A 24,554-nucleotide genomic window follows, 5' to 3' on the forward strand; every position below is an offset into this window, starting at 1 on the left:
AAAACCGCCGCGGCGCCTGGGCTGGCGCCGCGCGGGTAAGCCTTCTCCTACAAGTCTTGCGGCTTCCAGCGGGTCAGCAGCAGCGCATTGCTGACCACGCTGACGCTGGACAGGGCCATGGCGGCGCCGGCGAACATCGGGTTGAGCAGGCCGGCGGCGGCCAGGGGAATGCCGATCAGGTTGTAGACGAAGGCCCAGAACAGGTTCTGGCGGATCTTCGCGTAGGTGCGTCGGCTGATCTCCAGCGCCGCCGGCACCAGGCGCGGGTCGCCGCGCATCAGGGTGATGCCGGCGGCGTGCATGGCCGCATCGGTGCCGCCGCCCATGGCGATACCGACGTCGGCGGCGGCCAGCGCCGGGGCGTCGTTGATGCCGTCGCCGACCATGGCCACCGTGCCCTTCTGGCGCAGCTCGCCGATCAGCCGCGCCTTGTCCGCCGGCAGCACCTCGGCGTGGGCCTGGTCGATGCCCAGTACGCCGGCCACCGCGGCGACGCTGCCGCGGTTGTCGCCGCTGATCAGATGGCTGGCGATGCCCTGCGCACGCAACTGCTCGACCGCCTCGGCCGCGCCCGGCTTGAGCGCGTCGCCGAAGGCCAGCAGGCCGAGCAGGCGCGGCGATTCGCCGGTTTCGAGCAGCCAGGACAGGGTACGGCCCTCGGCTTCCCAGGCGCGGGCGGATTCGCCCAGCGCGTCCATCTGCAGTTGCTGTTCGTCGAGCAGGCGGCTGCTGCCCAGTTGCAGGGCACGGCCCTCGACCGTGCCGGCGATGCCGCGGCCGGCCAGCGCGCGGCTGTCGCGCACCGCGGGCAGGGCAATCTCCAGCTCGGCGCAGCGTTGCAGCACGGCCTTGGCCAGCGGGTGCTCGCTGCCCTGCTGCAGGGCGCCGGCCAGGCGCAGCAGTTCGGTCTCGTCGGCCGCGGCGAGGCCGAGGTGGACGATACGCGGACGCCCTTCGGTGAGGGTGCCGGTCTTGTCGAAGGCGAGGGTGTCGACCGCATGCGCCACTTCCAGCGCCTGGGCGTCCTTGATCAGGATGCCGTGGCGCGCGGCCACGCCGGTGCCGGCCATGATCGCGGTCGGCGTGGCCAGGCCGAGGGCGCAGGGGCAGGCGATCACCAGCACCGCCACGGCGTTGAGCAGGGCGCTTTCCAGCGGTGCGCCGAACGCCAGCCAGCCGAGCAGGGTGGCCAGGGCGACCAGCAGCACGGCCGGCACGAATACCTGGCTGACCCGATCCACCAGCTTCTGGATCGGCGCCTTGGCCGCCTGGGCGTCCTCCACCAGGCGGATGATCCGTGCCAGCACGGTCTCCGCGCCCAGTGCGGTGGTTTCCACCAGCAGGCGGCCTTCGCCGTTGATCGCGCCGGCGGTGACCTTGTCGCCCGGCTGCTTGGCCACCGGCAGGCTCTCGCCGCTGATCAGCGCCTCGTCGGCGTGGCTGTGGCCTTCGACGACCCGGCCGTCCACCGGGAAGCGCTCGCCCGGCTTGACCACGACCCGGTCGCCGAGTGCCAGGGCATCGATGGCCACGCTCTGCTCGCGGCCGTCGACCAGGCGCACGGCGCGATCGGGGCGCAGCGCCTGCAGGGCACGGATGGCGCCGGCGGTCTGGCGCTTGGCGCGGCTTTCCAGGTACTTGCCGAGCAGGATCAGGCTGATGATCACCGCCGAGGCCTCGAAATACAGGTGCGGCATGCCACCGGCCGGGGTCACCGCCCACTGGTACAGGCTCAGGCCGTAGCCGGCACTGGTGCCGATGGCCACCAGCTGATCCATATTGCCGGCGCGGGCTCTGAGCGCTTGCCAAGCGGCGCGGTAGAAGCGCGCGCCGAACACGAACTGCACCGGCGTGGCCAGCAGGAATTGCACCCAGGCCGGCAGCATCCAGTGCAGGCCGAAGGGCTCGACCAGCATCGGCAGCACCAGCGGCAGGGTCAGGGCGATGGCCGCCAGCAGCACCAGACGTTCGCGGCGCAGGCGCTTTTGCGCCATGTGCGTCTCGGACGGGCCTTGCTCGAGCAGGCGGCCATGGTAGCCGGCGGCGGCGACGGCGCGCAGGGCGAGCTGCACGTCGAAGCTGGCGAGCACCTGCAGATGGGCCTTCTCGTCGGCCAGGTTGACCGCGACGCGGGTCACCCCGGGCAGCTGGTGCAGGGCGCGTTCGATGCGGCCGATGCAACTGGCGCAGGTCATGCCGTCGATGGCCAGCTCCAGCGGCTGGCTCGGCACCCGGTAGCCGGCGCGCTCGACCGCGGCGATAAGCCCGCCGAGGCTGTCGCCTGGCGCCTCGATGCGCGCCTGTTCGCTGGCCAGGTTGACGCTGGCGCTGGTCACGTCGGGCAGCTGGCGCAAGGCGCGTTCGACGCGGCCGGCGCAGCTGGCGCAGGTCATGCCTTGGATCGGCAGGTCGTAGGTGGTGAGGTTGGACATGCTGGGTCTCCCTGTAGCGAGGGCTACAGGATCAACCTTGACGCCATGGCAAGGTCAAGCACTTCAATGCACGGGCGGTGCGGCATGCAGGCGCAGGCCGGCGGCGTCCATGGCGATGCGGTAGCGGCGCACCTCGCCGGCCTGCAGTTGCAGCGCCTGGCCGCTGAGCTGGGCGATACCCAGGCCGCAGGCGCCCGGGCCCTGCAGGCCGAGACGCAGCGAAACGCTGCCCGGCGGCAGGTTGAAGGCCACCGACTGGCCCTGATACAGACGCGCCGCCAACTGGTCCTGCAGGTACAGCGCCACCTCGCAGGGGCTGGCCACCTCCAGGCGCTCGCGCGAGACGATCAGCACCGCATAACCCTCGCCCTGGGCGGTGTCGGGCAGCGGTGCCAGGGGTTGGGCGGCGAGCGGCTGGTTCAGCAGGGCGGCGAGCAGGAGCGGGATGAGGCGCATGGCGGCGATCCTTTCGAAGACCTATTGAGCTTGGCTCATCGAGCCGGATCGGCAAGGGGTCTGCACCCGGGGGCTTGACCTTGCCACCGTGGCAAGCTCGAGACTGAACGCCGTCAAGCAAACCAACGAGGAGTGACAGATGCAGATTTTCAAGGTGAGCGGCATGTCCTGCGGTCATTGCGTGCGGGCCATCGGCGAGGCGATCAGGGCGCTGGACGATGCGGCCGAGGTGCAGGTCGACCTGGCGGGCGGCGAGGTGCGGGTGGCCAGCCGACTGAGCCAGGAGCAGTTGCTGGCGGCGATTCGTCAGGAGGGCTACCAGGCGCAGCCCGCGTAGGGTGACGCGGGGCCGCCGAGGCTGCGCGCACCATCGATTCGCGATGAGTAACGGTGCGCACCCGGCGCACCCTGCGGGGCGCTACGCCGAGCGTTTGAGTGCGGCCAGTTCGGCGTCCTTCTCTTCCCACAGCTGGTTGACCCACTGCTGGAACGCCAGGCGGTAGGCCTCGTCCTGATCGTAGTTGCGGCCGATGAACTCGCGCGGGATCTGTACCTGCTGGAAGCGCATGTGCATCGCGTCGAGACGGCCGCAGAGCAGGTCCCAGAAGCCGGGCACGCCGTGCGGGTAGTGGATGGTGACGTTGACGATGCTGTGCAGCTGCTCGCCCATGGCGTCGAGGACGAAGGCGATGCCGCCGGCCTTGGGCTTGAGCAGGTGGCGGAACGGCGAGTTCTGCTGGGCGTGCTTGGCCGCGGTCAGGCGGGTGCCCTCGAGGAAGTTGAACACCGCCACCGGGTTGCTCTTGTAGCGTGCGCAGGCGCGACGCGTGGTGGCCAGGTCCTGGCCGCGCTTCTCCGGGTGCTTGGCCAGGTATTCCTTGCTGAAGCGCTTCATGAAGGGGAATTCCAGCGCCCACCAGCACAGGCCGATCACCGGCACCCAGATCAACTCCTGCTTGAGGAAGAACTTCAGCAGCGGCAGGCGGCGGTTGAGGATGTATTGCAGCACCAGGATGTCGACCCAGCTCTGGTGGTTGCTGGTCACCAGGTAGGAATGGCGGGTGTCGAAGCGCTCCAGGCCTTGCACGTCCCACTGGATGCGGCCGACCAGGCGCATCCACCATTTGTTGACGCCGATCCAGGCCTCGGCGATGCCGTGCATGACGAAGCGCAGCGCGCGTTGCAGCGGGGCGAAGGGCAGCAACAGCTTGAGCAGGGCCACACAGAACAAGGGCCAGCACCAGAACAGGGTGTTGAGCGCCAGCAGCAGGCCGGCGAGCAGGCCGCGAAGCGGCGCGGGGAGAAAATGCAGCATGCGAAGGAGGCCTTCTGACAAGGGGCTTCTGTCGGCCCCGGGGCGGTACGAAACGGCTGCGACTATCCCTGCGCAGATCAATCGGTTGACAAGGTTAACGCCTGTGCACTGACCTGCAAGTGCCAGCGCTGACCCAGTGGTTTCGTTGGCTCATGGGGTGCGCTGCGCGCACCGGCTTTTCCGGCTGGTGCGTACCACTCATTCCTTGGAGCGAACCCCGCGGCCCATGGCGTCGCCAAAGTGCCGCACAATGACGCAAATCCGTACTTAGCAAGCGCCGCCTTTGCCGTTACACTGCGCGACCTTTTCAGCGGACGTCTGTCCGCTTGCGCTGCCCCTGCCAGAGTGGGGCTTCGCGGTCGACGCCCGTCGACCAGTCGCTATCCTGACCCCTACGAGGACAAGCCGGTGGTCAAGAAAGCTTCGTCATTTTCCGCCCTGAGCGGTCTCGTCTATTCCACCGACAGTGGTCGGCATTGCCCCGACTGCGGCCAACCGGTGGACGCCTGCAGCTGCAAGCAGAGCCAGATTCCCGCCGGTGACGGCATCGCCCGCGTACGCCGTGAAACCAAGGGCCGTGGCGGCAAGACGGTGACCACGGTGAGCGGCGTGCCGCTGGCCGAGGAGCCGCTCAAGGAGCTGGCCAGCGCGCTGAAGAAGCGCTGCGGCACCGGCGGCGCGCTGAAGGACGGGGTGATCGAGATCCAGGGCGATCATGTCGAGTTGCTCCTCGCGGAACTGAGCAAGCGCGGTTTCACCGCGAAGAAGTCCGGCGGCTGAAGCGCCATTTCCTAAACTTCGACGGTGCTCATGCGGTCAACCGCCGAGCAAACGTCATCTTGCATCCTTAATTTCCAGGCTGGCCACCTAGAGGGCCAGACTCATTCTCATGGGAGAACCCGATGTCCGCACGACGCACCCGCAAAGACGACGGCAGCCAGTGGACGGTAGCCGACAGCCGCAGTGTCTACGGTATTCGCCATTGGGGCGCCGGCTATTTTTCGATCAATGATGCCGGCCGCATCGAGGTGCGTCCCAACGGCCCGGACAGCGCGCCGATCGACCTCTACGACCAGGTCGACGAGTTGCGTCAGAGCGGTCTGTCGCTGCCCTTGCTGGTGCGCTTTCCGGACATCCTGCAGGACCGCGTACGGCGCCTGACCGGTGCCTTCGACGCCAGCATCGAGCGCCTCGAATACCAGAGCCGCTACACCGCGCTGTACCCGATCAAGGTCAACCAGCAGGAGGCGGTGGTGGAGAACATCATCGCCACGCAGAACGTCTCCATCGGTCTGGAAGCCGGCTCCAAGCCCGAGCTGCTGGCGGTGCTGGCGCTGGCGCCGAAGGGCGGCACCATCGTCTGCAACGGCTACAAGGACCGCGAGTTCATCCGTCTGGCGCTGATGGGGCAGAAGCTCGGCCACAACGTGTTCATCGTCATCGAGAAGGAATCCGAGGTCCGCCTGGTGATCGAGGAGGCGGCCGAGCTCAAGGTCGCGCCGCAGATCGGCCTGCGCGTGCGCCTGTCCTCGCTGGCCTCGAGCAAGTGGGCCGACACCGGCGGCGAGAAGTCCAAGTTCGGCCTGTCCGCCGCGCAGATCCTGCAGGTGGTCGAGCGTTTCAAGGCCGCCGGCCTGGATCAGGGGATTCGCCTGCTGCATTTCCATATGGGCTCGCAGATCGCCAACATCGCCGACTACCGCAAGGGCTTCCGCGAGGCCATCCGTTACTACGGCGAGCTGCGCGCGCTGGGCCTGCCGGTCGATCACATCGACGTCGGCGGCGGCCTGGGGGTGGACTACGACGGCACCCACTCGCGCAACGCCAGCTCGATCAACTATGACATGCAGGACTACGCCGATGCCGTGGTCGACATGCTCAAGGAATTCTGCGACCGCCAGGAAATCCCCCATCCGCACATTTTCTCCGAGAGCGGCCGGGCCATGACCGCGCACCACGCCGTGCTGCTGGTGCAGGTCACCGACGTCGAGCGGCACAACGACAAGGTGCCGGAGATCGATGCGAGCGTCGAACAGCCGGAAGTGCTGCAGGTGCTGATCGAGCTGCTCGACGACAGCGACCCGGAGATGGTCGCCGAGACCTACTGGCGCGCCACCCACTACATCGAGGAGGTGGCGGCACAGTACTCGGCGGGCAAGCTCGATCTGCCGCAGAAGGCCCTGGCCGAGCAGTGCTACTTCGCCATCTGCCGGCGCCTGTACAACCAGCTCAAGGCGCGTCAGCGTTCGCACCGCGCGGTGCTCGACGAGCTCAACGACAAGCTGGCGGACAAGTACATCTGCAACTTCTCGGTGTTCCAGAGTCTGCCGGACACCTGGGCCATCGGCCAGATCCTGCCGATTCTGCCGCTGTCGCGGCTGGACGAGGAGCCGCTGCGCCGCGCCGTGCTGCAGGACCTGACCTGCGACTCCGACGGCAAGATCCGCCAGTACGTCGACGAGCAGTCGATCGAGACCAGCCTGCCGGTGCACGAGGTGCGCGAGGGCGAGGACTATGTGCTGGGGATCTTCCTGGTCGGCGCCTACCAGGAGATCCTGGGCGATATGCACAACCTGTTCGGCGACACCGACTCGGTGAACATCTATCAGAACGCCGACGGCAGCGTGTACCACGCCGGCATCGAGACCCACGACACCATCGAGGACATGCTGCGCTACGTGCACCTGTCGCCCGAGGAGCTGATGACCCACTACCGCGACAAGGTGGCCAGCGCCAGGATCAGCGCCCGCGAGCGCACCCAGTTCCTCGACGCCCTGCGTCTGGGCCTGACCCGCTCGTCCTACCTGGCCTCCTGAGCCCCCTGACCGCGCGCCGCCCTGGGCGCGCGGTCAGGCCGGCCGCGGTTATTCGTGGTGCGCCTGGCCGAGGAAGGTCAGCGAGGCGAACAGGCCGCGAGTCTCGATATCCGCATCGTTCGCCACCGGCAGGCTGACCTCGGCGCTGATGATGTTCAGCCCCTGGTTGCGCACCGGTACCTGGGCGCGGCCCTCGGCATCGGTCACCGCGCTGACCTGGTGCGGTGCGCCGCGGTAGTCGCCGACCAGCTCGACGCCCGCCAGCGGCTTGCCGTCCACCAGCACCCGCACCGGCAGCGACTTGCCCGGGCCGACCTTGAGCGGATCGGTTTCCGGCACTATGACCATCTTCAGCTGGTCCAGCGCCGGCAGTTGGGCGCCTTCGGCGTAGATCGCCAGGCTGTACTTGTAGGTGTGCAGCGACTGGGTCGAGTTCGCCACCTGGCTGCGGCCCTGGTTGATCCATTGGCCGTCCGGGGTTTTCGACCAGGCGCCGTTGTCCAGCGCCACGCCGAGCACGGCGGGGGGCTTCAAGGGTTGCAGGCGGGCGTGGTCGCTCAGGCGCTCGACGCTCACCGGGATCATCTTGCCGGCGGCGTCATAGGCCCAGGCGCCGCTGATCTTCTCGGCCTTGAAGACGTTGTCCTCGGCGCCGTGGCCATAGACCACTTCGATGTTGCCGCGACGCTGTTCGGTCCACAGACCATGGGCAAGGACGTTACCGCTGGCGAACAGGCCGGCGAGGAGCAGGTAGGCAGGGATACGCATGTGAAACTCCGGTTCAGAGGTTGAGGGTCAGGCTGACGCTGAGGTTGCGGGGTTCGCCGGGCAGTACCCAGACGCTGTTGAACGAGCGCTCGTAGTACTTGCGGTCGAACAGGTTGTTGAGGTTCAGGCCCAGGCTGAGGTCCTGGGTGGCCTGCCAGCGCGCCAGCAGGTCGACCGTGGTGTAGGCCGGCAGCTCGAAATCGCTGCCGGTCTGCCCGGAGCGGTCGCCGACATGGGTGATCGCGGCGCCCAGCTCCGAGCCTTGCAGGGCGCCGCCCTGGAACTGATAAACGCCCATCAGGCTGGCGCTGTTGCGGGCGATGCCGAGCAGGTCGCTGCCCTCGGCAATGCTGTTGTCCTCGGTCACTTCGGCGTCGATGTAGGCGTAGGCACCGATAAGCCTCATGGCCTCGCTGAGCTGGCCGCTGATCTGCAGGTCGAGGCCCTGGCTGCGCGCCTTGCCGGCGGCGATGCTGTCGCCGGGACTGTTCGGGTCGGCGGTCAGCACGTTTTCCTTGTCGATATGAAACAGCGCCACGGTGGCGCCCAGGCGGCTGTCGAGCAGGTCGAGCTTGAGCCCCGTTTCATAGCCGAGACCCTTTTCCGGTTTGAACACCTGGCCCTGAGCGCCGATGGCATTGGGTTTGAACGACATCGAGGCGTTGGCGAATACGCCGACCTCCGGCGTCAGCTGATAGAGCAGGCCCGCGCGTGGGGTGGCGACATCCTTGCTCTGCTCGTTGCTGACCCGCGTGCTGCGGTTGCGCGCAGTCTGCTCGAAACGCTCCAGGCGCACGCCGAGCAGGCCGCTCCAGCGCTCGCTGAAGGCGATCTGGTCCTGCAGGTTGAGGGCGTAGCTCTCGGTGTGCTCGTGGAAGTCGTTGGGATTGACGATGGGTGGTTTCGGTTGCCCGTAGATCGGGTTATGGATGTCCTGGCCGTAGCCCAGGCCGGTGACGCTCTGCGGGTACTTCTGGCTGTTGCGGTAGTTCTCGTACTCCAGGCCCAGCAGCGTCTGGTGCTGCCAGCCGGCCAGCTCGAACTGGCCGTGCAGTTCGGCCTGGGTGATGCTGTCGTTCCACTCGAAACTGCGCTCGCGATAGAAGCGCGTGACCTGGTCGCCGATCAGCCGCGATGGCTCCGAGCTGTTGCCGTCCAGCGTGCCCTGGCTGTAATGGCTGGCCAGGCGCAGTTTCCAGGCATCGTTCAGATAATGCTCGAGGCTGGCCTGCAGCAGCTGGTTGTCGTTGCGGATCTTGCCGTCGTTGGGCTCGCCGAGAAAGGTCGAGCGCTTGACCGCGCCCATCTTGCCGTCGACCGCCGGAATGCCACGGTCGAACACCGAGTCGGTGCGCGAGATCTCGCTATCGAGGGTCAGCAGGGTGTCCGGCGACAACTGCCAACTGAAAGTCGGATTGACGATCTGCCGCTGGTTGCCGACGTGGTCCCGAAAACTACCGTTGTCTTCCACTGCCAGGTTGACCCGCGAGAGCAGCGTGCCCTCGGCGTTCAGCGGCGTGTTGACGTCGAGACTGCTGCGGTAGCGATCCCAGCGTCCGGCGCTGGCCTTGAACTGGGTGAAGGGCTCCAGTTGCGGGCGCTTGGTGACGATATTGACCAGGCCGCCGGGGTCGCCGCGGCCATAGAGTGCCGCGGCCGGGCCCTTGAGCACCTCCAGGCGCTCGATGGCCGAGGCGTCCGGCGAGCTGTAGCTGCCGCGGTTGATGGCGAAACCGTTGCGGTACAGCTCTCCGGTGGTGAAGCCACGCACGCTGTAGTTGAGGAAGGTCAGGCCGCCGAAGTTGTTCTGCCGCGACACGCCGCCGGCGAAATCCAGGGCGCGGTCGATGCGCGTGCTGCCGAGGTCGTCGAGCACCTGGGCGGGCACCACGGCGATGCTCTGGGGAATCGCCTCGATGCGCGTGTCGGTGCGGGTGGCGCTGGCCGAGCGCGTGGCGCGGTAGCCCTGCACCGGACCGTCGGCCAGCTCGGCGTCGGCGCTGATGATGCTGTCTTCGAGCTGGGCGGGAGATGGCGTGGCGAGGGCGCTGGGAGCCAGCAGGCTGGCAAGCAGGGCAAGGGTGGCGCGCAAGGGAAGGCTCCTGTCGATGAAGTTTTAATGTAATAACATAACATTAAACCCAATCGAGAAGAGTTCCCAGATGAAAATTCAGCCGATCAGTTGCCGTTAACGGGGGGGCGCAGGCCGATTTCCGCGGTCAGTTCCAGCGTCTTGCCGTTGCGCAGCACCTCGATGCGGATCTGGTCGCCCGGCTTGGTGCGCGCCACCTGGTTCATCGAGCGGCGGCCGTCGCCGGCCGGTTCGCCGTCGATGCTGAGGATCAGGTCGCCCGGCTGCAGGCCGGCCTTCTGCGCCGGGCCGTCGCGGTACAGGCCGGCGACGACGATGCCGGGGCGGCCTTCGAGGCCGAAGGACTCGGCCAGTTCCGGGGTCAGCGGCTGCACCTCGATGCCCAGCCAGCCGCGAATCACCTGGCCGTGCTCGATGATCGCCTGCATCACCTCCAGCGCCAGCTTGACCGGGATGGCGAAGCCGATGCCCTGCGAGCCGCCGGACTTGGAGAAGATCGCGGTGTTGATGCCCACCAGGTTGCCGTGGGCGTCGACCAGCGCGCCGCCGGAGTTGCCCGGGTTGATCGCCGCGTCGGTCTGGATGAAGTCCTCGTAGGTATTGAGGCCCAGCTGGTTGCGCCCGGTGGCGCTGATGATGCCCATGGTCACGGTCTGGCCGACGCCGAAGGGGTTGCCGATGGCCAGGGTGACGTCGCCGATCTTGATGGTATCGGAGCGGCCCAGGGTGATGGCCGGCAGGTCGGGCAGGTCGATCTTGAGTACCGCCAGGTCGGTTTCCGGGTCGGTGCCGATCACCCGCGCCAGGGTGTCGCGACCATCCTTGAGCGCCACCACTATCTGGTCGGCGCCGCTGACCACGTGGTTGTTGGTCAGCAGGTAGCCCTCGCGGCTCATCAGCACCGCCGAGCCCAGGCTCGACTCCATGCGCTGCTGGCGCGGCAGGTTGTCGCCGAAGAAGCGGCGGAAGGTGGGGTCCTCGAACAGCGGGTGCGTCGGCTTGCTCACCAGCTTGGTGGTGTAGAGGTTGGCCACCGCCGGCGAGGCGGTATCCACCGCCTCGGCATAGGACACCGGGCCTTCCTGCAGACGGCTGTAGATCGGCGCCTGCAGCATATGCACTTCCTGGCGGGGCAGGCCGACCCACTCCGGGTAGCGCTGGATAATCAACAGCGCGAGCAGCACGCCGACCAGCAAGGGCCAGCCGAGGAAACGCAGGGCCTGGGACATCGAGACGATCTCTGAGAGTTGCGAGGGGCCAAGGTGCCCCTTAAGGTGGCGCATTATAGAGAGGTGCCGGCCAATAAGGCAGCGGCCCGCAACAGCTTGTGAGGAAACCCCATGGCCATTGCCTTGTCTACCTTGGTCGCCGAAGCCGATGCCTATCTGGGCGCCGCGCGCATCGCCGATTACTGCCCCAACGGCCTGCAGGTCGAGGGGCGGCCGCAGGTGCGTCGCATCGTCAGCGGCGTCACCGCCAGCCAGGCGCTGATCGAGGCGGCCATCGACGCCGAGGCCGACGTGCTGCTGGTGCACCACGGCTACTTCTGGAAGGGCGAGAACCCTTGCGTCACCGGTATGAAGCAGCGCCGGCTGAAGGCACTGCTGGCTGCCGACATCAGCCTGCTGGCCTATCACCTGCCGCTGGATCTGCACCCCGAGGTGGGCAACAACGTGCAACTGGCGCGCCAGCTCGGCATCGTCGTCGAAGGCCCGCTGGAGCCGGACAACCCGCGCACCGTTGGCCTGGTGGGGTCGCTGGAGGAGCCGATGAGCGCCGCCGATTTCGCTCGCCAGGTGCAACAGGCGCTCGGCCGCGAGCCGCTGCTGGTGGAGGGCGAGGGACTGATCCGCCGGGTTGGCTGGTGTACAGGCGGCGGTCAGGGCTACATCGACCAGGCCATCGCCGCCGGCGCCGACCTGTACCTGACCGGCGAAGCCTCCGAGCAGACCTTCCACAGCGCGCGGGAGAACGGCATCGCCTTCATCGCCGCCGGCCACCACGCCACCGAGCGCTACGGCGTGCAGGCGCTTGGCGACTACCTGGCGCGGCGCTTCGCCCTCGAACACCTGTTTATCGACTGCCCGAATCCGATCTGAGGGCGCTTTCTTGCGGGTATAAAACTAGACCTTTTCGATCTAAGTAGCGTCCTGATTAGAAGTTGGCGCTGTGCTAGAGTGCGCCCTCGTCCACGGCCCGCCGGCCCAATTACACAGCAAACCGTGAGTAGCCATGCTCGATAAACTGACCCACCTGAAGCAGCTGGAGGCGGAAAGTATCCACATCATTCGTGAAGTGGCCGCCGAATTCGACAACCCGGTAATGCTCTATTCCATCGGTAAAGACTCTGCCGTGATGCTGCACTTGGCGCGCAAGGCGTTCTTTCCCGGCAAGCTGCCATTCCCGGTGATGCACGTCGACACCCGCTGGAAATTCCAGGAGATGTACCGCTTCCGCGACAAGATGGTCAGCGAGATGGGCCTGGACCTGATCACCCACATCAACCCCGATGGCGTGGCGCAGGACATGAACCCCTTCACCTACGGCAGTGCCAAGCACACCGACGTGATGAAGACCGAGGGTCTCAAGCAGGCACTGGACAAGTACGGCTTCGACGCCGCCTTCGGTGGCGCGCGCCGCGATGAGGAGAAGTCCCGCGCCAAGGAGCGCGTGTATTCCTTCCGCGACAGCAAGCACCGCTGGGACCCGAAGAACCAGCGTCCCGAGCTGTGGAACGTGTACAACGGCAAGGTTAAGAAGGGCGAGTCGATCCGCGTGTTCCCGCTGTCGAACTGGACCGAGCTGGACATCTGGCAGTACATCTACCTGGAGCAGATCCCGATCGTGCCGCTGTACTTCGCCGCCGAGCGCGAAGTGATCGAGAGGAACGGCACCCTGATCATGATCGACGACGAGCGCATCCTCGAGCACCTGTCGGACGAGGAGAAGGCGCGCATCACCAAGAAGATGGTGCGCTTCCGCACCCTGGGCTGCTACCCGCTGACCGGCGCGGTGGAGTCCACCGCGGCGACCCTGCCGGACATCATCCAGGAAATGCTCCTGACTCGTACTTCCGAACGCCAGGGCCGGGTGATCGACCACGACGCCGCCGGCTCGATGGAAGAGAAAAAACGCCAGGGCTACTTCTAAGGATTCCGCACCATGAGTCATCAATCCGATTTGATCAGCGAGGACATCCTCGCCTACCTGGCCCAGCACGAACGCAAGGAACTGCTGCGCTTCCTCACCTGCGGCAACGTCGACGACGGCAAGAGCACCCTGATCGGGCGCCTGCTGCACGACTCCAAGATGATCTACGAAGACCATCTGGAAGCCATCAGCCGCGACTCGAAGAAGGTCGGCACCACCGGCGACGACATCGACCTGGCGCTGCTGGTCGACGGCCTGCAGGCCGAGCGCGAGCAGGGCATCACCATCGACGTGGCCTACCGCTATTTCAGTACGGCCAAGCGCAAGTTCATCATCGCCGACACCCCCGGCCATGAGCAGTACACCCGCAACATGGCCACCGGCGCGTCCACCTGCGACCTGGCGATCATCCTGATCGACGCCCGCTACGGCGTGCAGACCCAGACCAAGCGCCACAGCTTCATCGCCTCCCTGCTGGGCATCAAGCACATCGTCGTCGCGGTCAACAAGATGGACCTCAAGGACTTCGACCAGGGCGTGTTCGAGTCGATCAAGGCCGACTACCTGGCCTTCGCCGACAAGATCAGCCTCAAGCCCAGTACGCTGCATTTCGTCCCCATGTCGGCGCTCAAGGGCGACAACGTGGTCAACAAGTCCGAGCGCTCGCCCTGGTACGACGGCCAGTCGCTGATGGAAATCCTCGAGACCGTGGAAGTGGCGGGCGACCGCAATTTCGACGACCTGCGCTTCCCGGTGCAGTACGTCAACCGCCCCAACCTCAACTTCCGCGGCTTCGCCGGCACCCTGGCCAGCGGCATCGTGCGCAAGGGCGACGAAGTGATGGCGCTGCCGTCGGGCAAGACCAGCAAGGTCAAGTCCATCGTCACCTTCGAGGGCGAGCTGGAGCACGCCGGCCCCGGCCAGGCCATCACCCTGACCCTGGAAGACGAGATCGACGTGTCGCGCGGCGACATGCTGGTGCACGCCGACAACCGTCCGCAGGTCACCGACAGCTTCGAGGCCATGCTGGTGTGGATGGGCGAAGAGCCGATGCTGCCGGGCAAGAAGTACGACATCAAGCGCGCCACCAGCTACGTGCCGGGCTCGATCCCGAGCATCGTGCACCGCGTCGACGTCAACACCCTGGAGCAGGGCGCGGCCAGCGAACTGAAGCTCAACGAGATCGGCCGGGTCAAGGTCGCCCTGGATGCGCCCATTGCCCTGGACGGCTACGAGCACAACCGCACCACCGGCGCCTTTATCGTCATCGACCGCCTGACCAACGGCACCGTCGGCGCGGGCATGATCATTGCCGATCCGGTCGGCCATGGCGGCGGCCAGCACGGCCGCCTGGCCCATGTGTCGACCGAGGAGCGCGCCGCGCGCTTCGGCCAGCAGCCGGCCACCGTGCTGTTCAGCGGCCTGTCCGGCGCCGGCAAGAGCACCCTGGCCTACGCCGTGGAGCGCAAGCTGTTCGACATGGGCCGCGCCGTCTACGTGCTCGATGGCCAGAACCTGCGCCACGACCTGAACAAGGGCCTGCCGCAGGATCGCGCCGGGCGTACCGAGAACTGGCGTCGCGCCGCCCATGTGGCGCGCCAGTTCAATGAGGCCGGCCTGCTGACCCTGGCCGCCTTCGTCGCCCCGGATGCCGAGGGCCGCGAGCAGGCCAAGGCGCTGATCGGCGGCGAGCGCCTGCTCACCGTCTACGTGCAGGCCTCGCCGCAGGTCTGCCGCGAACGCGACCCGCAGGGCCTGTATGCCGCCGCCGGCGACAACATCCCCGGCGAGTCCTTCGCCTACGACGTGCCGCTGGACGCCGATCTGGTGATCGACACCCAGACCGTGTCGGTGGAAGAGGGCGTCAAGCAGGTGCTGCAGCTGCTGCGTAGCCGCGGCGCCATCTAACAGCCTGTGCGCAATGCAAAAAGCCCCGCTCGCCAGCGGGGCTTTTTGTTGGCTGCGCTTTCGTGGCGCGTAACGGGCGAGGTCCACCTGGCCTGTCGATGCGCAGAACCGGCCTCCGCAGGTGCGAATCTATTCGCGGTTGCGCGGTGAGTTTCGCGGATAAACCTGCGCCTTGGCGGCCATCCAGGGTGCCCGGGTGGAGCCTTCCCGGATTGCATCCGGGCTACAAGGCCAATAAAAAGCCCCGCAATAGCGGGGCTCCCTGTCTTGGCCGAGGGGTTACTTCTTCAACCCGTAGCTCTCGTCCAGCATGCCGGGGCCGTCGCTTTTCGGCGCGTAGTCCTTGGGCATTTCGTAGTTCTTCGGCGGGGTCAGGCGTTCGCGCTTCTCGCCACCTTCGCTGCTGCTGAGGGCGGCCAGCAGACGCTGGCGGGTCAGTTCGTCCAGGGCCAGACGATTGGCGCCGTCGGACAGGTGCTCCTGCACGTCCTGGTAGCTCTGGGTGAGTTTCTTCACCAGGCTGGCGGTGGTGTTGAAGTGGGTCACCACTTCGTTCTGGTAGGCCTCGAAGCGTGCCTGCATTTCTTCCATCTGCCGCTGCGTGCGGCTCGGTGCGGCGCTGGGCGCCAGGCGAGCGATCAGAAAGCCGACGGCAATGCCGACCACCAGGGTCAGGGCGGGTATCAACCAGGCTGTAAGGGTCTGTTCCACGAGTCCTTCCTCTCAAAACGGCTTTGCTTTACGTTAGCGGCTCGAACCTGCGCTGTATACGGCTATGCCGTGCCGCGCAGACAGTTTGCTAGACGAGTCGACCCGATCCGGGGTCACGGAGTTCTCTGTTGCTCAACCGCGAAACCGCCGTTTTTATCCCTGGCCCCGTCGGCCAGCTCGAAGCCCTTTTTCTCGAAGTGCCCGACGCCCGCGGCGTGGCGCTGATCTGCCACCCCAATCCGGTGCAGGGCGGCACCATGCTCAACAAGGTGGTTTCCACCCTGCAACGCAGCGCCCGCGACTGCGGCCTGCATACCCTGCGCTTCAATTATCGCGGCGTCGGCGCCAGTGCCGGCAGCCATGACATGGGCAGCGGCGAGGTGGACGACGCCGAAGCGGTGGCCGCCTGGCTGCGCGAAGGGTACCCGGATCTGCCGCTCACCCTGCTCGGGTTCTCCTTCGGCGGGTTCGTCGCCGCCGCGCTGGGCGCGCGTCTGGAGCGCCAGGGCGTGGCGCTGGACAAGCTGTTTATGGTGGCGCCGGCGGTGCACCGGCTGACCGCCGACAATCCGCCGGCGGCTAATTGCCCGCTGGTGCTGATCCAGCCGGACGCCGACGAAGTGGTCGAGCCGCAGGCGGTGTACGACTGGTCGGCGAACCTTGGGCGTGCCCACGAGCTGCTGAAAGTGGCAGAATGCGGCCACTTCTTTCACGGCAAGCTGACCGATCTGAAGGATCTGCTGTTGCCGCGTCTCTGAACCAGCTGTACGACAAGCGAACGCCATGACCACCCGTATCCTCACCGGCATCACCACCACCGGCACCCCGCACCTGGGCAACTACGCCGGCGCCATCCGCCCGGCCATAGTCGCCAGCCGCGCCGCGGATGCCGATTCCTTCTACTTCCTCGCCGACTACCACGCGCTGATCAAGTGCGACGACCCGGCGCGTATCCAGCGTTCGCGTCTGGAGATCGCCGCCACCTGGCTGGCGCTGGGCCTGGACGTGAACAAGGCGACCTTCTACCGCCAGTCCGACATCCCCGAGATTCCCGAGCTGTGCTGGCTGCTCACCTGCGTCGCCGGCAAGGGCCTGCTCAATCGCGCCCACGCCTACAAGGCGTCGGTGGACAAGAACGTCGAGGCCGGCGAAGACCCGGACGCCGGCATCACCATGGGCCTGTTCAGCTACCCGGTGCTGATGGCGGCGGACATCCTGATGTTCAACGCGCACAAGGTGCCGGTCGGCCGCGACCAGATCCAGCACGTGGAGATGGCCCGCGACATCGGCCAGCGCTTCAACCACCTGTTCGGTGCCGGCCGCGAGCTGTTCACCCTGCCCGAGGCGGTGATCGAGGAGGAAGTGGCGACCCTGCCCGGCCTCGACGGCCGCAAGATGAGCAAGAGCTACGACAACACCATCCCGCTGTTCGGTAGCGCCAAGCAGCTCAAGGACGCCATCGCCCGCATCGTCACCGACTCGCGCCTGCCGGGCGAACCCAAGGACGCCGACGGCTCGCACCTGTTCACCCTGTACCAGGCCTTCGCCACCCCGGCGCAGCAGGCCGAGTTCCGCGCCGAGCTGGAAGGCGGCCTGGCCTGGGGCGAGGCGAAGAATCGCCTGTACCAGCTGCTGGAAAGCGAGCTGGGCGAGGCGCGCGAGCGCTACAACGCGCTGATCGCCAGGCCTGCCGACCTGGAGGACATCCTCCTGGCCGGCGCCGCCAAGGCGCGCAAGATTGCCACGCCCTTCCTCGGCGAACTGCGTGAAGCGGTGGGCCTGCGTTCGTTCCGCGAGCAGGTGCAAACCGCGGCTGGCGAGAAGAAGAAGGCGGCCAAGAGCGCGCGCTTCGTCAGCTTCCGCGACGAGGACGGCAGCTTCCGCTTCCGCCTGCTGGACGCCGCCGGCGAGCAGCTGTTGCTGTCAAAAGCCTTCGCCGATGGCAAGTCGGCCGGCATGGTCAATAAGCGCCTGCAGTCCGGCGAACCACTGGATGTGCGCGCCGAAGGGCAGGGCTTCGGCGTCTGGCTGGATGACGAATGCGTGGCGACCAGCCCCGCATTCGCCGATGCCGTGGCACTGGACGCCGCCATCGCCCGTCTGCGCGAGGCGTTGGCGACGCAGGAATGATGTCGCCCGGATGGCAGCCGGGCGACGGCCTGACGCCGTAGGTTGGGTTGAGGCGCGCAGCGACGAAGCCCAACGGCTCATGGCATGCCGTTGCCGGTCGTTGGGCTGCGCTGCGCTCAGCCCAACCTGCGATTGCCAATCCACGGGGGCGTCGCTAAAGTGACGCCCCCGTTTTTACTTGCCCGGCTAACGAATCATGACTCCTTTCGAGCGCTATCAGGCCGACCTCCAGCGGCCCGACTTCTTCCATGATGCGGCCCAGGAAAACGCCGTGCGCCACCTGCAGCGGCTGTACGACGAGCTGGTCGCCGCCGACCAGGGCAAGGGCGGTCTGCTCGGCAAGCTGTTCGGCAAGAAGCCGCAGGGGCCGGTCAAGGGCATCTATTTCTGGGGTGGCGTCGGGCGCGGCAAGACCTACCTGGTCGATACCTTCTTCGACGCGCTGCCCTTCGAGCGGAAGATGCGCACCCACTTCCACCGCTTCATGAAGCGCGTGCACGAGGAGATGCGCACCCTCAAGGGAGAGAAGAACCCGCTGACCATCATCGGCCGGCGCTTCGCCGACGAGGCGCGGGTGATCTGCTTCGACGAGTTCTTCGTCAGCGATATCACCGATGCGATGATCCTCGCCACCCTGCTGGAGGAGCTGTTCAAGAACGGCGTATCCCTGGTGGCCACCTCCAACATCGTGCCGGACGGCCTGTACAAGGACGGCCTGCAGCGCGCGCGCTTCCTGCCGGCCATCGCCCTGCTCAAGCAGCACACCGACATCGTCAACGTCGACAGCGGCGTCGACTACCGCCTGCGCGCGCTGGAGCAGGCCGAGCTGTTCCACTTCCCGCTGGACGCCGAGGCCGAGATCAGCCTGGACAAGAGCTTCAGGAGCCTGCTGCCGGAGCACTGCTCGGTGCAGGAGCACGAGGCGCTGATGATCGAGAACCGCCCCATAGTCGCGCGCAAGGTCGGCGACGACGTGGCCTGGTTCGAGTTCCGCGAGCTGTGCGACGGCCCGCGCAGCCAGAACGACTACATCGAGCTGGGCAAGATCTTCCACGCGGTGATCCTGGCCAACGTCGAGCAGATGAGCACCGCCAAGGACGACATGGCGCGGCGCTTCATCAACCTGGTGGACGAGTTCTACGACCGCAACGTCAAGCTGATCATCTCCGCCGAGGTGGAGCTGAAGGACCTGTACACCGGCGGCCGCCTGACCTTCGAGTTCCAGCGCACCCTCAGCCGTCTGCTGGAGATGCAGTCGCACGAATTCCTGTCGCGGCCGCACAAGCCCTGATGGCTTGCGCAGCATGAAAAAGGCGACCGCAAGGTCGCCTTTTTCATATTGGTTGGTGCGCGCGGCGATCCGGATGGGGGGCGCTGCCGGCGGCTCAGTGCTTCGCCAGCTTCTGCTGGTACTGGGCGAGCATCTTCTGCGCGTGGGCCACTTCCAGCGCCTCCATGGCGTTGATCGGCGTGATCGCCACGGCGCGCTCGAGGTGCTCGACGACCTTGTCGTGCTGGTCGTCGCCGTACACGTAGGTCAGCGCGTTGGCGTATTCGTAATGGCCGATCGGCAGGTCGTCGCGGGCCTGGAAGCTGCGGCTGAAGTATTTTTCCATATTGTCCGCGCTGACCCCGTAGGTCATCTTGCCCACCAGCTTGCCCACCTTGCGGATCACCCCGGCCTCGTAGCCGCCGTACAGCGCCAGGGCGAAGGGCTGCTGCGGCTGCTTGGCCAGCAGCGCCTCGAGCTCGTCGGGGATCTGCGAGGTGTAACCGCGCTTGAGCACCACCGGCACCGACAGCTCCTCGCCCAGGCGCGCCTTGGCGTAGACCCGGCCGAACTGGGCGACGGTGTCGGCCTGCACCAGTTCGCCGGCCTCGTCGGTGTAGGCGATCACTTCTTCCAGCAGGCGATGCTTCTCGGCCTGCTCCGGCACCAGGAACATGGCGTAGATCACCTGGGCGAACAGCGCCGGGATCTGCCCGCCGACGCCCAGGGCCAGGCCCTGCTCCTTGGCCTGGGCGAAGTCGCCGCGGAACATCAGGCGCCAGACCTCCTGCAGTTTCTGCGCATAGACCTCGGCCTCTTCCGGCTTGCCGGTGAAGCCGGTGCCAGCCGCCACGGTCCTCTCCAGCGCCTGCGGATGGCGGCTGGCCATGCTCACCACCCAGTCGGCGTCGGGGAAGGGGTAGTCGCCGAAGCCGCGGGTCAGCTGCGGCCAGGCCTGGCGCAGCTTGTCGCCGCTGTAGTCGTAGGCGCTCTGGTCGAGCGGGAAGGGCTTCCAGTTGTCGTCCGCCACGGCGGTGAGGCTGCAGGCGGCAAGCAGGGCGATAAGGGTGCGGCGCATGGCGATGGACCTGTTGTTGTTATCAGTGTCCCGATCATAGGCTGGCGTCACCTGCGGCCAACCTAACCAAGGGTGGGTGGCTGTTCAGTGGCTGTCCTTGTGCTGGAACTGGCGGCGGTACTGATTCGGCGACAGCTCGGTGTGCTGGCGGAACAGTCGGGCGAAGAAGCTGGCGTCGTCGTAACCGACCTCGTAGCTGATGGTCTTGATGCTCTTGCGGGTTGAGGACAGCAGGCTCTTGGCGGTTTCGATGCGCAGGCGCTGCAGGTAGTGCAGCGGCTTGTCGCCCGTCGCACCTTGGAACCGGCGCATGAAGTTGCGGATGCTCATGCCGTGCTCGCGGGCCACGTCCTCGAAACGGAACTTGTCGGCATAGTGCTCCTCCAGCCAGTGCTGGATCTGCAGCACGGTGACGTCCTGGTGCAGCTTCTGGCCGCCGAAGCCGATGCGCCCCGGGGTGTAGCTGCGCTGTACCTCGTAGAGAATGTCGCGTGCCACGCCCTGGGCCACGCCGGCGCCGCAATAACGCTCGATCAGGTAGATATAGAGGTCGCAGGCCGAGGTGACGCCGCCGGCGCAGTACAGGTTGTCGGCATCGGACAGGTGCTTGTCCTGGTTGAGCAGCACCCTGGGGAAGCGCTCGGCGAACTCGCGGAAGAAACGCCAGTAGGTGGTCGCCTCCTTGCCGTCGAGCAGGCCGGCCTCGGCCATCCAGAACACCCCGCTGGCTTCGCCGCAGATCGCCGTGCCGGCCGCGTGCTGGCGTTTGAGCCAGTCCAGCACCTGCGGATAGCGGCGGCTGAGGGCGTCGAAGTCGTCCCAGAAGGCCGGCAGGATGATCACGTCGCAGGCCTCCAGGCCGCCGTCCACCGGCACCTGCACCTTGCTGAAGCTGTTCACCGGCAGGCCGTCCGGGCTGACCAGGTGGATCTCGAACGGTGGCTCATGGCCCAGGCCCTGCTGCTTGGCGTAACGGATGCCGGCCATATGGAAGAAGTCCTTGGCCTGCATCAGGGTGGAGGCGAATACGCCGTCGGTGGCGAGGATGCTGACGCGGCGCAGCGGGGCATTGGATTGGGTAGGCATAGATATTGTTCTTTTTAGGGCTAAGCGGTCATGCGACGGCTGGATCGTCTTATTTTTTGGCGCTTGTGTCCAGTGTGACCAAGCGTTTGCTTGGCTAAAGTCGAGGCCACTTTCCCCAAGGTCTCAGACACAGGTAGCGCCATGATCCCCAGAACGATTTTCAGCTCCGACCATGAACTGTTCCGCGACAGCGTGCGCAAGTTCCTCGAGCAGGAAGCGGTGCCTTTTCATGCACAGTGGGAAAAGGACGGTCATGTCGACCGCGCGCTATGGAACAAGGCCGGCGAGGCCGGCATGCTCTGCTCGCACATCCCCGAGGAATACGGCGGCATGGCCGCGGACTTCCTCTACAGCGCCGTGGTGATCGAGGAGATCGGCCGCCTGGGCCTGACCGGCATCGGCTTCTCCCTGCATTCGGACATAGTCGCGCCCTACATCCTGCATTACGGCAGCGAGGCGCAGAAGCAGCATTACCTGCCCAAGCTGGTCAGCGGCGAGCTGGTCACCGCCATCGCCATGACCGAGCCGGGCGCCGGCTCCGACCTGCAGGGGGTGAAGACCACCGCGGTGCTGGACGGCGACGAGTACGTGATCAACGGCTCGAAGACCTTTATCACCAACGGCTGGCTGGCCGACCTGGTCATCGTGGTGGCCAAGACCGATCCCAAGGCCGGGGCCAAGGGCACCAGTCTGTTCCTGGTGGAGGCGGGTACGCCGGGCTTCGCCAAGGGCAAGCGCCTGGAGAAGGTGGGCATGAAGGCGCAGGACACCTCCGAGCTGTTCTTCCAGGACGTGCGCGTCCCCAAGGAAAACCTGCTGGGTCAGGCCGGCATGGGCTTCGCCTACCTGATGCAAGAGCTGCCGCAGGAGCGCCTGACCGTCGGCGTCGGCGCCCTGGCCTCGGCCGAGGCTGCGCTGCAGTGGACGCTGGACTACACCCGCGAGCGCAAGGCGTTCGGCAAGGCGGTGGCGGACTTCCAGAACACCCGCTTCAAGCTGGCCGAGATGGCCACCGAGATCCAGGTCGGCCGGGTGTTCGTCGACCGCTGCCTGGAGCTGCATCTGCAGGGCAAGCTCGACGTGCCCACCGCGGCGATGCTCAAGTACTGGGGCACCGACCTGCAGTGCAAGGTGCTCGACGAGTGCGTGCAGCTGCACGGTGGCTACGGCTACATGTGGGAATACCCGGTGGCGCGCGCCTGGGCCGACGCGCGGGTGCAGCGCATCTACGCCGGCACCAACGAGATCATGAAGGAAATCATCGCCCGCTCGCTGGTCTGAGTGCGGTGATGACAAGAAAAAGCCCGGCATTGCCGGGCTTTTTCGTTTGAGTCGGGATCAGGGCGCCGGGTTGGGCTGCGCCTTATGGATCGCCTCGATGCCGGCCAGCACGTCCTCGGGGAGTCGCAGCTCGGCGCTGGCCAGGTTGCTGTCCAGTTGCGCCAGGCTGGTGGCGCCGATGATGTTGCTGGTGACGAAGGGCTGTGCGGTGACGAAGGCCAGGGCCATCTGCGCCGGATCCAGGCCGTGCGCGCGGGCCAGGGCGACGTAGCGCGAGCAGGCCACCTCCGCCAGGCCCACCTCGAAGCTGCGGTTGAGCAGGTTGTAGGGGTTCTGGATCGACACAGCACGCGGCCAGCCGCGGCTTTCGGCCAGTTGCAGGAATTTCATGGTGCCCCAGGGCGTTTCGTTGGACAGGCCGATGTGGCGGATCTTGCCGGCCTTGGCCTGCTCGTCGAGCACTTGCAGGGTTTCTTCCAGCGGCGTGAAGTCCGCTTCCTGATGCTGGTAGCCGAGCTGGCCGAAAAAGTTGGTCGGACGTTCCGGCCAGTGCAGCTGGTAGAGGTCGATCCAGTCGGTCTGCAGGCGTTTCAGGCTTGCGTCCAGCGCCGCGACTATATGCGCGCGGTCGAATTTCAACTTGCCGCCGCGGATATGGCCGATGCCGTTGCCGGGGCCGGCGATCTTGCTCGCCAGAATCCAGTCGGCGCGGTCGCCCCGCTGCCTGAAGTAGCTGCCGATGATCTGTTCGGTGCGGCTGTAGGTCTCGGCGCGCGGCGGCACCGGGTACATCTCGGCGGTATCCATGAAATTGATGCCGCAGGCCTTGGCGCGCTCGATCTGGGCATGGCCTTCGGCCTCGCTGTTCTGTTCGCCCCAGGTCATGGTGCCCAGGCAGAGGGCGCTGACCCTGAGGTCGGTACGGCCCAGCTGACGGTATTCCATTGCTGACTCCTAGTTTCGACTGCAGGTGAGAGGGTGCATCAAAGCAGGTTGCTATTTTCGCTGCAATCGGCATAATTCCGCGGCTCTCGACGCGGGAACGCCTAGCTCGCTGAAAGAGAAGGTGGGGATGCCTAGCCCGCCGAACACCCCGCCGTAGCGGACGCGCTGACCCGAGCCCCCGATAGCGTCTGTTTCCGGCCGTCTTTGACTTGTCAAAGCAAGCACTATTCAGTAAGATCCGCCGTCTTATTTTCAGGGCGGCCCCTGAGGCTATAGCGAATGAAGACTTTTACTGCAAAACCGGAAACTGTTAAGCGCGACTGGTACGTCGTCGACGCTGCAGGTCAGACCCTGGGTCGTCTGGCCACCGAAATCGCCAGCCGTCTGCGCGGCAAGCACAAGCCCGAGTACACCCCGCACGTCGACACCGGCGATTACATCGTCGTGATCAACGCCGAGCAGGTGCGTGTCACCGGTGCCAAGACCAGCGACAAGATGTACTACTCCCACTCCGGTTTCCCGGGCGGCATCAAGTCGATCAACTTCGAGAAGCTGATCGCTCGTGCTCCTGAGCGCGTGATCGAGACCGCGGTCAAAGGCATGCTGCCGAAGAACCCGCTGGGTCGCGACATGTACCGTAAGCTGAAGGTGTACAAGGGTGCCGTCCACCCGCACACCGCTCAGCAGCCCCAAGAACTGAAGATTTAACGGAATAGTTCATTATGTCGGCGACTCAAAACTACGGCACTGGCCGTCGCAAGACCGCAACCGCGCGCGTATTCCTGCGTCCGGGCACCGGTAACATCTCCATCAACAACCGCAGCCTGGATACCTTCTTCGGCCGCGAGACCGCTCGCATGGTCGTGCGTCAGCCGCTGGAGCTGACCGAGACCACCGAGAAGTTCGACATCTACGTTACCGTTATCGGTGGCGGTGTCAGCGGCCAGGCCGGTGCCATCCGTCACGGCATCACCCGCGCCCTGATCGAGTACGACGAGACCCTGCGCAGCCCGCTGCGCAAAGCTGGTTACGTCACTCGCGACGCCCGTGAAGTCGAGCGTAAGAAAGTCGGTCTGCGCAAGGCGCGTAAGCGTCCGCAGTACTCCAAGCGTTAAT

The 24,554-nt window shown here is 66.2% G+C and carries 22 protein-coding genes; 12 read left to right on the plus strand and 10 right to left on the minus strand.

Annotation, left to right across the window (positions count from 1 at the left end; genetic code table 11):
* Positions 1-47 precede the first annotated feature (47 nt).
* Both EA796_RS07685 and EA796_RS07690 read right to left on the minus strand, forming a co-directional pair.
* The gene (locus EA796_RS07685) at positions 48-2,432 is read right to left on the minus strand and encodes a heavy metal translocating P-type ATPase (RefSeq protein ID WP_122108200.1); all 2,385 of its coding nucleotides are present in this window, start codon (positions 2,430-2,432) and stop codon (positions 48-50) included.
* A gap of 63 nt (positions 2,433-2,495) precedes the next feature.
* The gene (locus tag EA796_RS07690) at positions 2,496-2,888 is read right to left on the minus strand and encodes a hypothetical protein (RefSeq protein ID WP_021442313.1); all 393 of its coding nucleotides are present in this window, start codon (positions 2,886-2,888) and stop codon (positions 2,496-2,498) included.
* Between the two features lie 139 nt (positions 2,889-3,027).
* Between EA796_RS07690 and EA796_RS07695 the strand changes: the two genes are divergently transcribed.
* Positions 3,028-3,225, plus strand: a complete 198-nt coding sequence (locus tag EA796_RS07695; protein ID WP_021442312.1) for a heavy-metal-associated domain-containing protein — start codon at positions 3,028-3,030, stop codon at positions 3,223-3,225.
* A gap of 81 nt (positions 3,226-3,306) precedes the next feature.
* Here the strand turns inward: EA796_RS07695 and EA796_RS07700 are convergent, their stop codons facing one another.
* The gene (locus EA796_RS07700) at positions 3,307-4,203 is read right to left on the minus strand and encodes an acyltransferase (protein ID WP_122108201.1); all 897 of its coding nucleotides are present in this window, start codon (positions 4,201-4,203) and stop codon (positions 3,307-3,309) included.
* A gap of 408 nt (positions 4,204-4,611) precedes the next feature.
* Here EA796_RS07700 and EA796_RS07705 point away from each other — a divergent pair, with 408 nt between their 5' ends.
* Both EA796_RS07705 and speA read left to right on the plus strand, forming a co-directional pair.
* A complete protein-coding gene (locus EA796_RS07705; protein ID WP_122108202.1) occupies positions 4,612-4,983 on the plus strand; it encodes a translation initiation factor Sui1 in 372 nt (123 codons plus the stop codon).
* Positions 4,984-5,105: 122 nt separating this feature from the next.
* Positions 5,106-7,019: an arginine decarboxylase gene (gene speA / locus EA796_RS07710; RefSeq protein ID WP_021442309.1), complete on the plus strand. Its 1,914-nt coding sequence runs from the start codon at positions 5,106-5,108 to the stop codon at positions 7,017-7,019.
* Between the two features lie 48 nt (positions 7,020-7,067).
* Here the strand turns inward: speA and EA796_RS07715 are convergent, their stop codons facing one another.
* The 3 genes from EA796_RS07715 to algW form a co-directional block, all read right to left on the minus strand.
* Complete coding sequence (locus EA796_RS07715) at positions 7,068-7,787, minus strand: DUF4198 domain-containing protein (RefSeq protein WP_122108203.1); 720 nt, start codon at positions 7,785-7,787, stop codon at positions 7,068-7,070.
* A 13-nt stretch (positions 7,788-7,800) separates the two neighbouring features.
* The gene (locus tag EA796_RS07720; RefSeq protein ID WP_305955985.1) at positions 7,801-9,861 is read right to left on the minus strand and encodes a TonB-dependent siderophore receptor; all 2,061 of its coding nucleotides are present in this window, start codon (positions 9,859-9,861) and stop codon (positions 7,801-7,803) included.
* Positions 9,862-9,965: 104 nt separating this feature from the next.
* Positions 9,966-11,108, minus strand: coding sequence for a Do family serine endopeptidase AlgW (gene algW, locus EA796_RS07725; protein WP_021442306.1), 1,143 nt, complete (start codon positions 11,106-11,108; stop codon positions 9,966-9,968).
* A 111-nt stretch (positions 11,109-11,219) separates the two neighbouring features.
* On the opposite strand from algW, the gene EA796_RS07730 reads away from it, so the two are divergent.
* The 3 genes from EA796_RS07730 (at position 11,220) to cysN (ending at position 14,937) form a co-directional block, all read left to right on the plus strand.
* Positions 11,220-11,978 (plus strand): Nif3-like dinuclear metal center hexameric protein, encoded by a 759-nt coding sequence (locus EA796_RS07730; protein ID WP_021442305.1) that lies wholly within the window; start codon positions 11,220-11,222, stop codon positions 11,976-11,978.
* Positions 11,979-12,111: 133 nt separating this feature from the next.
* A complete protein-coding gene (gene cysD, locus EA796_RS07735; RefSeq protein WP_021442304.1) occupies positions 12,112-13,029 on the plus strand; it encodes a sulfate adenylyltransferase subunit CysD in 918 nt (305 codons plus the stop codon).
* A 12-nt stretch (positions 13,030-13,041) separates the two neighbouring features.
* The gene (gene cysN / locus EA796_RS07740; protein WP_021442303.1) at positions 13,042-14,937 is read left to right on the plus strand and encodes a sulfate adenylyltransferase subunit CysN; all 1,896 of its coding nucleotides are present in this window, start codon (positions 13,042-13,044) and stop codon (positions 14,935-14,937) included.
* 279 nt (positions 14,938-15,216) lie between these two features.
* On the opposite strand, the gene EA796_RS07745 is transcribed toward cysN, so the two are convergent.
* Complete coding sequence (locus EA796_RS07745; protein WP_031302694.1) at positions 15,217-15,648, minus strand: YhcB family protein; 432 nt, start codon at positions 15,646-15,648, stop codon at positions 15,217-15,219.
* A 128-nt stretch (positions 15,649-15,776) separates the two neighbouring features.
* Between EA796_RS07745 and EA796_RS07750 the strand changes: the two genes are divergently transcribed.
* From EA796_RS07750 to zapE, 3 genes are all read left to right on the plus strand, one after another.
* On the plus strand, positions 15,777-16,406 hold the full coding sequence (locus tag EA796_RS07750) for an alpha/beta hydrolase (protein ID WP_122108205.1): 630 nt from the start codon (positions 15,777-15,779) through the stop codon (positions 16,404-16,406).
* Between the two features lie 25 nt (positions 16,407-16,431).
* Positions 16,432-17,778 carry a tryptophan--tRNA ligase gene (locus tag EA796_RS07755; RefSeq protein WP_122108206.1) on the plus strand — a complete coding sequence of 449 codons (1,347 nt, stop codon included), beginning with the start codon at positions 16,432-16,434 and terminating at the stop codon, positions 17,776-17,778.
* 196 nt (positions 17,779-17,974) lie between these two features.
* Complete coding sequence (gene zapE / locus EA796_RS07760) at positions 17,975-19,069, plus strand: cell division protein ZapE (protein ID WP_122108207.1); 1,095 nt, start codon at positions 17,975-17,977, stop codon at positions 19,067-19,069.
* Between the two features lie 94 nt (positions 19,070-19,163).
* Here zapE and EA796_RS07765 read toward each other — a convergent pair whose 3' ends face one another.
* Together EA796_RS07765 and EA796_RS07770 are read right to left on the minus strand one after the other, a co-directional pair.
* Positions 19,164-20,126, minus strand: a complete 963-nt coding sequence (locus EA796_RS07765) for a hypothetical protein (protein ID WP_122108208.1) — start codon at positions 20,124-20,126, stop codon at positions 19,164-19,166.
* 84 nt (positions 20,127-20,210) lie between these two features.
* Positions 20,211-21,113 carry a GlxA family transcriptional regulator gene (locus tag EA796_RS07770; RefSeq protein WP_177342870.1) on the minus strand — a complete coding sequence of 301 codons (903 nt, stop codon included), beginning with the start codon at positions 21,111-21,113 and terminating at the stop codon, positions 20,211-20,213.
* A gap of 240 nt (positions 21,114-21,353) precedes the next feature.
* On the opposite strand from EA796_RS07770, the gene EA796_RS07775 reads away from it, so the two are divergent.
* Positions 21,354-22,493, plus strand: coding sequence for an acyl-CoA dehydrogenase family protein (locus EA796_RS07775; protein WP_122108210.1), 1,140 nt, complete (start codon positions 21,354-21,356; stop codon positions 22,491-22,493).
* A gap of 57 nt (positions 22,494-22,550) precedes the next feature.
* On the opposite strand, the gene EA796_RS07780 is transcribed toward EA796_RS07775, so the two are convergent.
* On the minus strand, positions 22,551-23,438 hold the full coding sequence (locus EA796_RS07780) for an aldo/keto reductase (protein WP_122108211.1): 888 nt from the start codon (positions 23,436-23,438) through the stop codon (positions 22,551-22,553).
* A 279-nt stretch (positions 23,439-23,717) separates the two neighbouring features.
* Here EA796_RS07780 and rplM point away from each other — a divergent pair, with 279 nt between their 5' ends.
* Both rplM and rpsI read left to right on the plus strand, forming a co-directional pair.
* Positions 23,718-24,146, plus strand: a complete 429-nt coding sequence (rplM, locus tag EA796_RS07785; protein WP_021442294.1) for a 50S ribosomal protein L13 — start codon at positions 23,718-23,720, stop codon at positions 24,144-24,146.
* A gap of 14 nt (positions 24,147-24,160) precedes the next feature.
* Complete coding sequence (gene rpsI, locus EA796_RS07790) at positions 24,161-24,553, plus strand: 30S ribosomal protein S9 (RefSeq protein ID WP_003242948.1); 393 nt, start codon at positions 24,161-24,163, stop codon at positions 24,551-24,553.
* The last annotated feature ends 1 nt before the right edge of the window (position 24,554 follow it).

Origin of the sequence: Pseudomonas sp. AOB-7, assembly GCF_003696305.1 — a bacterium.
GTDB lineage: Bacteria > Pseudomonadota > Gammaproteobacteria > Pseudomonadales > Pseudomonadaceae > Aquipseudomonas.